The organism is Halomonas sp. BC1, from assembly GCF_002078135.1.
GTDB lineage: Bacteria > Pseudomonadota > Gammaproteobacteria > Pseudomonadales > Halomonadaceae > Vreelandella > Vreelandella stevensii.
In genome coordinates this window covers 224,288-234,897 of sequence record NZ_LFGS01000019.1, presented here as the reverse complement: position 1 = coordinate 234,897, position 10,610 = coordinate 224,288, and the positions used below count along the sequence as shown (strand labels likewise).

Sequence of the window (10,610 nt, the reverse complement as noted above, 5' to 3'; positions counted from 1 at the left end):
ACCGACAGGCTGCTAGCCCATTCCGTGGCTATGTTCACGGCCCTAGCGGGCATTTCTGTTTCCTCAATAGCGACTGCTAACGAGGACGCTCTGTTGGAGCGTCTACTTGAGCGTGGTGTACTCACCCAGCAGGATGTCGATGAGCTGCGTGCCGAATCCCAGGCCAACCAGGCCGCTGCCCAGCAACCGACCCGTGATGACGGTCTACAGTACGAACCACAAGAAGGCTTGCAGCAGGATGACGTTAATGTCCAGGTGCGTCGTTTTGGTGTTGAGACCGCTGACGGTAGTGACCGCTTCCGTATCCGAGGTCGCTTGATGCTTGATACGGCATATGTAGATGACAATGATGATACCACCGACGACCACCGAGTTGGCGAAGGTAATCTGGGCAAGACAGGCACCATCATTCGGCGTGCCCGCCTCGGTGCCTTGGGTCTTTTCCACGATAACTGGGAGTGGCAGCTGGAGGCGGATTTCCGCGACGAAGAGGTGCGCTTTGCCAACGCCTATATTGCTTATCTAATGGATAACGGGCGTTTGGCGTTTGGGCATTTCAAAGAGCCTTTTAGCTTGGAAAGTTCCACCAGTTCACGTCGTATATCGTTCCTTGAACGGGCAACTCCCATTGATGCCTATCGACCCAGTCGAAACCTTGGTGTTATGTACGAGACGCTGCAGCCAGACTGGTATGGGGCTATCGGTGCCTTTGGCGGTGACGGAGTAGGTAGCAACCGTGAAGTTTCCGAAGGCTATGCCCTTTCTGGTCGAGCAAGCATTGCTCCTGTTAACGAAGACAATGCTTTTTTACATCTTGGCGTTTCTGGTAACTACCGTAAGAACGCTCGCGATGAGGACAGCGGCGAATATGAAGATGTACGTATGCGCAGCCGTCTTGGTACACGTGCCGTAGACGGACGCATTATTGGCCGTCGCGACATGGAGGCTGTTAGCGATTTCACTACTAGCAACCTAGAGTTCGCTGCTGGTCATGGCCCATTTTCGGTTCAGGCAGAATACATTCGCCAAGATCTCAACCGTGACGTTAACGACCCCAACTTCTCCCAAGGAGAAGTGGACAGTATGACCATGGATGGCTGGTACGCCCAGGCAGGAGTTTTTCTTACCGGTGAATCGCGTAACTACCGCGCATTTAGCGGTGATTTTGGACGCATCACACCCAATCGGCCTTTTAGCCCGTCACAGGGTAACTGGGGCGCTTTTGAATTGCTCGGTCGCTACGCTACTGCGGATCATACAGATCATCACGCCCCTCGCGGCAAGCAGCAGGTGGATCACTGGACTCTGGGTCTCAACTGGTACATGCAGCCTGAAATCATCGCCAAATTCAATCTAATGTATATCGATGCAGAAGCTGGCGACACCAGTCTTGATGATGGCGTAAAAGAGTGGGACAGCTGGGTATTGGGGGCTCGTTTGCAGTACGAGTTCTGATCACTGATACGACGGTTTGGGCACAGGGAAGCGCCCGAATATATCCAATATCCGCATGTCACATCACTGACATATTTCCGTGCTACGGTTGAGTGTCTATGCGAGAGAAGAGTCTGTAATGTCCACTCATGCACTCGAAATCAAACGCCTACACAAGCGCTTTGGCAATACTGTCGCGCTTGATGGCATTGATCTAGCCTTACCGCGAGGTGAGGTGCTGGCTTTGCTAGGGCCCTCCGGCTGCGGCAAAACAACACTTCTGCGTTGCATTGCCGGCCTGTCAGACGTCAATGAAGGCGAGGTTCTCCTCGACAATGAGTGTGTCGCCGCCCCAGGCCGTCATCTGAGCCCAGATGAACGCCGCTTGGGAATGGTTTTCCAAGATTACGCTCTATGGCCCCATATGAGCGTTTATCAAAACGTGGCTTTCCCGCTGGAGATGCAAGGGGTAAGAGCCAACGCACGACGCCCTCAGGTGGAGTGGGCGCTTTCTTTAGTAGGGCTTGCCGATTTTGCTGAGCGTGCACCTGGCGCCCTTTCTGGCGGCCAGCAGCAGCGGGTTGCTCTAGCACGGGCCATTGTTGCCAAGCCAAGGCTACTGCTGATGGACGAGCCGCTCTCCAACCTCGACAAGGGGCTGCGCGAGAATCTCGCACTCGAGATTCGCAGTCTTATTGAGGAGCTCAATTTGACGGCAGTGTTCGTTACCCATGATCAACACGAGGCGTTTGCCTTAGCTGATCGTGTTGCCGTACTCCAGCAGGGTCGCCTACAGCAAGTTGATTCGCCGGAATCACTTTTTCATACACCAGCCACGCCCGATATCGCCGATTTCGTAGATGCTGGCACTCTGCTCAGTAGTCGGCTCAATGACCAGGGTTTGGCACTTGGCGATGCCAGCCTACCGCTGGGCGCAGCCTGCGGGCACCACGGTGATATTCACCTGCTCTTGCCACGCCGCGCAATTCGGCTTTGCGCGCCAGAATACGGTGTGTTGCGTGGGCTAATCACCGGACGCCTGTTCCAGGGCGAGCACTTGTCGCTTCAACTCACCCTGGCTGATGGTAGTTCGATCAAGCTGCACGCGCCTCATGCACCGGAGCGGGGCTGCCAAGCGGGTATTGACATCGACTTCAGCGCTCTGCGCGCCTGGAATGCAGAGGGGCGCCTGCTGGATTTAATACCACGCACAGACGCAGCCATTAAAGCCAGTGCCTGACCAAACGGGGCGTGTTTTTTTAACATGTGTTTTTCTTCGTAAGTTGCTTTTATTAACAGGAGTCTATTATGTACGGTTTGAAACCCCTTACCCTAGGTGCTTGTTTGTTTGCGCTGCCGGGTTTGGCCTCGGCGAGTGCCTTGACCGTTTACTCCGTAGGCCCAGGTGCTCTGATTGAAAATCTGGCCGACGACTTCACTGAAGAGACTGGCATTGAGGTTAATGTCTTCCAAAGTACTACAGGGCAAGTGATGGCTCGCCTGGAGTCCGAACGGTCCAACCCGCTAGCCGATGTGGTGATCTCCGCCTCCTGGGACAGCGCCAAGTCGCTGCATGAAGACGGCCTTCTGCATCAGTATCTCTCACCCAACGCCGAAACGGTGCCCGACTTTCTCAAGACCGATCACTATGTCGCTCAAGGGGTTTCGGCCCTAGCCTTAGTGTGGAACAGCAATACCGACGTTCCGCAACCAACTGACTGGAGCGACCTCACTGGTGCGGCCTATCGTGACCAGATAACCATGCCCGACCCGGCTCAGTCTGGCGCTGCCTTCGAACTGGTAAGCGGTCTTCTGACTGCCATGGGTGAGGAGGCCACCTGGCAGTTGATGGCAGACCTCGCCGACAACGGTATGATCGTGCCCGGCCCCAATGCTCGTGCCCTCAATCCGGTGCTACAAGGGGCCAAGTCGGTGGTATTCGGCGCGGTGGATTACATATCCCTGGGTCAGCAAGCCGAAGGTGAGGCCATTGAGGTGATCTTCCCCAAGAGCGGTACGGTGATTGCTCCACGGCCGATGATGATCCTGTCATCCACCTCAATGCCCGACGAGGCTGAGCAATTTATCGACTTCGTGCTTTCCGAGCAGGGCCAGGCGCGTGTTGCCGAGCGCTACCTGATGCCGTCGCGCACCGATATTGAGGCGCTGCGCCCCACTATCCAAGAGCTGACGTTGATCGATGTAGACAGCGAAGCCATGAACGCCCAGCGCGAGGCTATTATTAATCACTTCCGTGAGGCCACAGGTACCTAATGTTGGCTCGTCTCTACTTGCGCCTTCCCCAACACCTGCCCCGTGTCACCGGAGCGGGTGTTGTTATGCTGCTGACGGCGGCGACCCTGTTGATTTTGGTCGGGCTGCCGCTGCTATACGTGTTACTGCAGGCCATTTTCCCCGGTTGGTCGCGTGGCGAGCTAACCGGGGCCTTCAGCCTGTTTGTGCCGCTGTTCTCGGATCCGGAGCTTCTCGGGCTGCTAGGCAATACGCTGAGCCTGGGCATTGCCGTAGTCGTGAGCTGCGCCCTACTTGCCATACCACTAGGTGCGCTGCGCGCCTTGACCCGGATACCCGGCGGTGCCGCCTGGGATCTGATCTTTTTGATCCCCTTTATGATTCCACCCTATATTGCCGCTTTGTCGTGGATGCTGACCCTTCAGCCTAGCGGTTACGCCGAGCAGTTAAGCGGCTTCTCTGCCAGCGCTTTTCTATTCTCTTTTTCGGGCATTGTATTCGTGATGGTGCTCAACGTTTTTCCAGTAGTCTACTTCGCGGTATCGCGCACGATGATGAGTATCGGCGGGCGCTATGCTGCTGCCGCAAGAGTGAGTGGTGCGGGTGGCTGGAGAGCCTTTTGGCGTATCACGCTGCCGCTTTCAACCCCTGGTATCGCTGCCAGTCTGCTGCTGGTGTTCGCCCTAACTATTGAAGAGTTCGGCACCCCCGCTACCTTGGGCGCCCAAGCCGGTTATAAAGTGCTGGTAACGGGCATCCATGAGCGCTTTGCCGACTGGCCCATCGATATTCCAGGAGCAGCGGTACTGTCACTGCTGCTGGTAATGCTTGCCATGGCGGCCTTTTACCTACAACACTGGCTGGTAACGCGTCGTTCTTTCGTCAGCCAGACTGGAAAACCAGCGCCAATTGAGCGTATCGAGCTAGGCCCATGGCGTTGGCCAGTGCTAGGTTTGTTTAGCCTAGTGGGGCTGGCCGCCGTGGCAATACCGATCCTCGCAGTGCTGGCCACCGCTTTCACTGGCACTCTTTCTGGTGGAATTGCCTGGGACAATCTCTCTCTTCGTCACTTCGAGGCACTCTTCGCCAATCGCGGTGGGGCACTGCAGGCGCTCTCTACCAGCTTGGGGCTGGCCATCGGAACAGCACTGCTGACCGGTGTGCTGGGTGCCCTGGTGGGCTATTTGGTGGTGCGTGCTCATCTGCGTGGAAAGGGGCTGCTAGATCTGCTCTCACTACTGCCCAATACTATGCCGGGCATCGTGGTGGCAGTGGGGCTAATTCTGGCATGGAATCAGAGCTGGTGGCCGATACAGATTTACAACACGGGCGCCATGCTACTACTAGCCTACGCATGCCTACTGTTGCCCTATCCGGTGCGCTACGCCTCGGCGGCCTTTCGGCAGATGGGCGAGAGCTTGGAAGCAGCGTCACGAGTCTGTGGTGCGGGCTTTTTCACGACGTTTCGCCGAATTTTGCTGCCTGCATTGGCACCCAGTTTGCTCGTTTCGATGCTGCTGGTGTTCGCGATTGCTTCCCGCGAACTAGTGGCCTCATTGATGGTTGCACCAGCGGGCATGCGCACAGTCTCAACCTTCGTTTTTGGTCAATTTGAGCAGGGCTCTCCCGGGGTCGGTATGGCCATGAGCGCAGTGGCCATTCTTACCACTACAGCACTGCTGGTAGCGCTCACGGCATTCAGCCGCAAGCAGCTTCCGGCTGCGAGCTAGGGGTATTGATTTATTAAGCTTGGCACGCAACAACCCGAGTTCGAAAAGTTCAAGATATTGAACAAATATCTAAAAGCCTCTTGGCCCTCCTTAGTGGAAGACGCCATTGAACAGCCACAACTATCAAGCCTTGAGCACCAGAAAACTTGACAACGGCTGCGCCAGCCTGGTTTGGCTCGGTGGCTTCATTTAACGGGGCCGCCGATCACCTTCCAAAAAGTTGGCGGTAAACACGGCTTTGCCGTGGGTCTCGAACGACCACTTCATCACCTCGCCGAGTGCCGCCATCACCTCATCGAACTCACCGAATACCTGGGTACTCATGCGGTTAGGATGAACCTCCAGCCCGGTGGCCTCCAGGCGTTTGACGACCTCTTTCACCACGGGCTTGAAATCATCGGCCAGCGGGTAGTAACTCAGCTGTACGGAAAGGTACATATCGACTCCTTGAGCGCCCTATGACGGCGCTGTTTGAAACTGCTGCCACGCGACCAGGATCGCCGAGCGGGTCTCCTCCGGGTGCTCCATGGGGAACATGTGGGTGCCCGGCACCGTACTGACCGGCAACCCCCGGCGGGCGATGCGCTTGACCCGCGATGGCGTCATCAAGTGCGACTCCAGCCCGGCCACTAGCTGAACGGGTACGCCTACCCGTTGGGGCAAGCCGGAGAGGTGATCCGGCAAGTGGCGGAAAATTTCCAGCTCGATGCGCGGGTCGAAGGTCAGCTCGGCGCTGCCATCGTCCAGCAGCCGTGTGCCTGCTTCAATGTAGTCGTTGAGTGCCTCGGGGGTAAAGCGACGAAACAGCCCTCGCCGCCGCAGCGAGGTCGCCATGGCCTCACGGCTGGGCCACACCGTGCGCCGCCCCTTGGTTTTACCCGCGGGGGTGATACGGTCAATGAACCCAAACCGTTTGGCCGCTTTCATGGCCCAGGCATCCGGCCCCAGCATCAGCGGCGGGTCGAGCATGATCACACCGCGAAAACGCTCCGGCTGCTTGTCGGCAGCCATGGCCATCAGCGTGCCGCCCAGTGAATGCCCCACCCCCAAGAGCGGTGCATCGGTGTCGGGCAGGTAGCTCAACAGCTCCTCTACCAGGTTGCCCCAGTTGTGGTTCACCGGGTAATCCGGGTGGTGGCCCAAGCGGTCCAGCGGGTGAACATCGAACGATTCCGCCAGCGGGTCTAACAGGCTGCGGTAACTCAAGCCGGGAAAGCCGTTGGCATGGGCAAACACTAAACGGGGGCGCTGGGTGGCATCGGCAGGCATGGCGGGCTCGTGGGTCATCTGGCGGTTCGGGGGCGATCACATAAGGGCTGTCACATGAACTCTATCATACGACTGTTTTAACGCGAGCCCGAGTACCCGTCAATCCACCCAAGGGTTAACCTGCTAATTAAAACAGCGAGAGCTGCTGGGCAGCCGTCTCTTCCGCCAACCGATACCCCACCCCCAACAGGCGCACCGGGCGTTCGCCTCTGGCCCAGCCCACGTTCAGCAAGGTTTCGAACTGCTCCAGATCGGGCGCCGGGTCGGCGTGTTCGACGGTGGTTTGGGTAAAGTCGTTGAACTTCACCTTCACCATCAGCCCGCGCACGGCGGGGGCCGGGTCGAGGCGTGCGTAGCGGCGCTCCAGGTCGCTGATCAGCTCAGGCAGCTCATGGCGGCAGGCGTCGAGGGTCGGCAAGTCCCGAGAGTAGGTTTGTTCGGTGCTGATCGACTTGCGCTCGCGGTGGGTCTTGACCGGTCGCTCATCTCGCCCGTGGCTAAGCTCGTGCAGCCGATGGCCGAAGCGACCAAAGCGCTCCACCAGCTCGGTCAGCGGTCGGGCGCGCAGATCCGCCCCCGTTTGAATCCCCAGTTCGGCCAGCTTTTCAGCGGTGCGCGGCCCTACCCCGTGGATTTTTTTCACCGGGAGCTGCTGCACAAAGGCATCGATATCGTCTGGCGTGATGACAAACAGCCCATCGGGCTTGCGCCAGTCGCTGGCGATCTTGGCGAGAAACTTGTTGGGTGCCACCCCCGCCGACACGGTAATGCCGACTTGCTCTTTCACCCGCTGGCGAATGGCTTCTGCCATGCGGGTGGCGCTGCCGTGATACTGGGTGACGTCCGAAACGTCCAGAAAGGCTTCGTCCAGCGAGAGCGGCTCGATCAGTTCGGTGACATCGCGGTAGATGGCAAACACCTGGCGTGCCACGGCCTTGTACTTTGCCATATCGCCACGAATCACCGTAAGGTGGGGGCAGCGTTTGAGCGCCTGGGCCATGGGCATGGCGGAGTGGATGCCAAACGCGCGGGCAGGATAGTTACAGGTGGCCACCACCCCGCGCTGCGCCACACTGCCGCCAATGGCAATGGGAATCTCCGCCAGCGCGGGGTTGTCGCGCATCTCGACCGCCGCATAGAAGCAGTCACAGTCGCAGTGAATGATTTTGCGCACAGGCCGACCTTGCCTCCGCCCTTACCTGTAAAAAAGCACAGTTTATCACAGGGTGTGCCGCCGTCACGTACCACAAAAAGTGCGCAGCACCTGCTCACTGGCCGTGGCAGGGGCGGCCAGTTGGCGCGCGGTTTCCGCTTCATCGAAGGGCTGAGTGACCGCCGCGAGCAGCGTGTGGAAAGGCTCGAAATCACCTTCTGTTGCCGCGTCGATCACTGCTTGAATGCGGTGGTTACGGGGGATCACCACTGGGTTGGCGCGGCGCATGGCCTCCAGGCGCTCACTCTTTCGGCTGGCTTGCTGGGCGTTTTCCCAGTCGGCCAGCCAAGCGGCAAAGCCATCTGGCTGAGTGGTCAGCGCCAGCAGCGCCTCTTTTTGGGAGTGGGCTGGCGTGTCCGAGCTCAAGGCTTGGGCACCCAGCGTTTTGGCATAGTGCGTCAGCGCGTCGAACGTCGCGGTCATGTCCATGCGGCCCTGATGCATCTGGGTTTCCAGTGCCTCCATCAGCGCCACGGCGTGATCGCTTTCCGGGGCAAGGCCCAGCTTGTCGGCATGCAGGCGGCGCTGCTCGGCGCCAAAACGAGCGGTAAAGCCGCGAAGCACCTCGGTGGCCTGCTCTACCATGGCCTCGCCCTCTTCCCGCATCAGCGGCAGCAGGGTTTCGGCAAAGCGGGCCAGGTTCCACTGAGCGATGCCCGGCTGGTGGTTAAAAGCGTAGCGCCCACCCTGATCGATGGAGCTGAAGACCTTTTGCGGGTCGAACTGCTCCATGAAGGCGCAGGGGCCGTAATCGATGGTGTCGCCAGCAATGCTACAGTTGTCGGTGTTCATCACACCATGAATAAAGCCCAGGCTCATCCAGCGTGCCACCAGTGCCGCCTGGCGGGCGGTAACGGCTTCCAGCAGGGCAAGGTACGGATCGTCAGCATTGGCCGTTTCTGGGTAGTGGCGAGCAATCACATGGTCGGCCAGCGCTTTCAGCACCGCTTCATCGCGACGCACGGCAGCAAACTGGAAGGTGCCCACGCGGATATGGCTGCGAGCCACACGGGTCAGGATGGCCCCCGGCTCGGCCATCTGGCGTACCACGCGCTCCCCCGTGGTCACGGCCGCCAGCGCCCGAGTGGTGGGCACGCCCACGGCGGCCATGAACTCGCTCACCAGATATTCCCGCAGCACTGGGCCAAGCGGCGAGCGCCCATCCCCGCCCCGTGAAAACGGCGTGCGGCCACTGCCCTTGAGCTGCACGTCCTGCCGCTGGCCCTGCTGATCCACCACCTCCCCCAGCAGCAGCGCTCGGCCATCGCCCAACTGAGGCACGAAATTACCGAACTGATGCCCGGCATAGCCCAGCGCTCTAGGCTCGGCCCCTGGCGGTAGCCGGTTACCGCTGAACCATTGGGCCAGCGTGGCATCGTCGGGCCGCGTTTGCATGCCTAGCGCCACGGCCAAGGGTTCGTTGAATGCGATCAGGGTGGGTTGCGCCACGGGCGTGGGCTGGCAGGCCGCCCAGAGCGGTTCTGGCAAGGTGGCGAACTGGTGTTCGAAAGTCAGCACGGGCAACTCCGCTGTTCAATGAATGGCCTACAGAATACCCTAAGCCTACTCAAGTAATGGGCGATCACCTGGCGCACGATGCCTTGCCCCATGGTGAGCGTGGCAATCCATGGGCGCCCACGTGTTACCCCTGCTGCAAACAGGCCACTGCCTGCTCCAATGCCGGCGTCAGCGGTGCGCGCCACTGGTGGGTCAGCAATGCATCGGCGCGGGTCACGCCCAACGACAGCGAGGCCACGGGCAAGCCCATGGCGTGGGCATCGCGACAGAACCGGTAGCCGGAATAGACCATCAACGACGTACCCACTGCCAGCACCGCGTCGGCACGTTGCAGCGCCTCCTGAGCTGCCAGGCGCCGCGCCGGAGGCACCACATCGCCGTAGTAGACCACCTGCGGTTTGAGGATGCCCCGGCAGCGCGGGCAGTCCAGCACCTTGAAGGTGGAGAAATCGGTTTCCAGATCCGCATCGCCGTCCGGCGCGTGGCGGGCCTCCAGCGCAGCGAAAGCGGGGTTCATGCGGGCCATTTCACTGTGCATGGCGTGGCGCATCATCTGGTAGCCACAGGCCATGCAGGCGACCACGTCTGCCCTGCCGTGCAGATCGATCACCTTTTTCGAGCCCGCCCGCTGGTGCAGCCGGTCAACGTTTTGTGTGACGAGAAGCTCCACATGGCCCATGGCCTCGAGCTTCGCCAACGCCCGATGCGCGCCGCTCACCTGGGCTTCACGCATGGCCTTGAAGCCTACCAGCGCTCGCGCCCAGTAGCGCTGGCGAACGGCGAAGGAACTCATGAAATCACCGTGCTGCACCGGCGGCGGGCGTTTCCACTGGCCATCGGCATCACGGTAATCGGGGATGCCGCTGTCGGTACTGACGCCCGCCCCGGTAATCACCCAGAGTTTGGGGTAGCGCCTGATAAAGGCGGCCAGTGCTTCCCCGGCCACCTGGCTGCTCTCACGTTTTTCGACACTTTCCACGGCCTGCGTCAATGGATCACCCTAGGCAATACTGCGACAAGTCAACGATACTGTAGGACAATATAAGCACATGCAATGTGCCCTCGATAGCGGATTAAGGAGCCTCTCATGCAGTGGGATCACGAGATTGTCATTGTTGGCGGCGGCATGGTGGGCGCGGCCCTGGCGGCCAGGCTGGGCCAGGCGGGCATGTCGGTTGGCCTGGTCGAGCGCG

At 59.5% G+C, this 10,610-nt stretch carries 9 protein-coding genes; 4 read left to right on the top strand and 5 right to left on the bottom strand.

What is annotated here, in order from left to right; all coding sequences use genetic code 11:
- The 4 genes from B7L72_RS15150 to B7L72_RS15135 all read left to right on the top strand — a co-directional run.
- The coding region (locus B7L72_RS15150) for an OprO/OprP family phosphate-selective porin (protein ID WP_217806085.1) at nt 1–1,455 on the top strand (1,455 nt) is incomplete at its 5' end.
- A 118-nt stretch (nt 1,456–1,573) separates the two neighbouring features.
- Nucleotides 1,574–2,674, top strand: coding sequence for an ABC transporter ATP-binding protein (locus B7L72_RS15145; RefSeq protein WP_081195321.1), 1,101 nt, complete (start codon nt 1,574–1,576; stop codon nt 2,672–2,674).
- 68 nt (nt 2,675–2,742) lie between these two features.
- Nucleotides 2,743–3,708 (top strand): ABC transporter substrate-binding protein, encoded by a 966-nt coding sequence (locus B7L72_RS15140; RefSeq protein ID WP_081195319.1) that lies wholly within the window; start codon nt 2,743–2,745, stop codon nt 3,706–3,708.
- On the top strand, nt 3,708–5,417 hold the full coding sequence (locus B7L72_RS15135; RefSeq protein ID WP_198517545.1) for an ABC transporter permease: 1,710 nt from the start codon (nt 3,708–3,710) through the stop codon (nt 5,415–5,417). The genes B7L72_RS15140 and B7L72_RS15135 overlap by 1 nt, the downstream gene beginning before the upstream one ends.
- 189 nt (nt 5,418–5,606) lie before the next feature.
- Here B7L72_RS15135 and B7L72_RS15130 read toward each other — a convergent pair whose 3' ends face one another.
- The 5 genes from B7L72_RS15130 to B7L72_RS15110 all read right to left on the bottom strand — a co-directional run bounded on the left by B7L72_RS15130 (nt 5,607) and on the right by B7L72_RS15110 (nt 10,408).
- On the bottom strand, nt 5,607–5,855 hold the full coding sequence (locus tag B7L72_RS15130) for a YkoF family thiamine/hydroxymethylpyrimidine-binding protein (protein ID WP_016914871.1): 249 nt from the start codon (nt 5,853–5,855) through the stop codon (nt 5,607–5,609).
- A gap of 18 nt (nt 5,856–5,873) precedes the next feature.
- On the bottom strand, nt 5,874–6,686 hold the full coding sequence (locus tag B7L72_RS15125; protein ID WP_081195315.1) for an alpha/beta fold hydrolase: 813 nt from the start codon (nt 6,684–6,686) through the stop codon (nt 5,874–5,876).
- 127 nt (nt 6,687–6,813) lie between these two features.
- Entirely contained in the window at nt 6,814–7,860 is a 1,047-nt protein-coding gene (gene dinB / locus B7L72_RS15120; RefSeq protein WP_081136506.1) for a DNA polymerase IV, read from the bottom strand.
- Between the two features lie 63 nt (nt 7,861–7,923).
- Nucleotides 7,924–9,417: a protein adenylyltransferase SelO gene (locus B7L72_RS15115; RefSeq protein WP_081195726.1), complete on the bottom strand. Its 1,494-nt coding sequence runs from the start codon at nt 9,415–9,417 to the stop codon at nt 7,924–7,926.
- Nucleotides 9,418–9,541: 124 nt separating this feature from the next.
- Nucleotides 9,542–10,408 carry an NAD-dependent protein deacetylase gene (locus B7L72_RS15110; protein WP_081195313.1) on the bottom strand — a complete coding sequence of 289 codons (867 nt, stop codon included), beginning with the start codon at nt 10,406–10,408 and terminating at the stop codon, nt 9,542–9,544.
- Between the last annotated feature and the right edge of the window lie 202 nt (nt 10,409–10,610).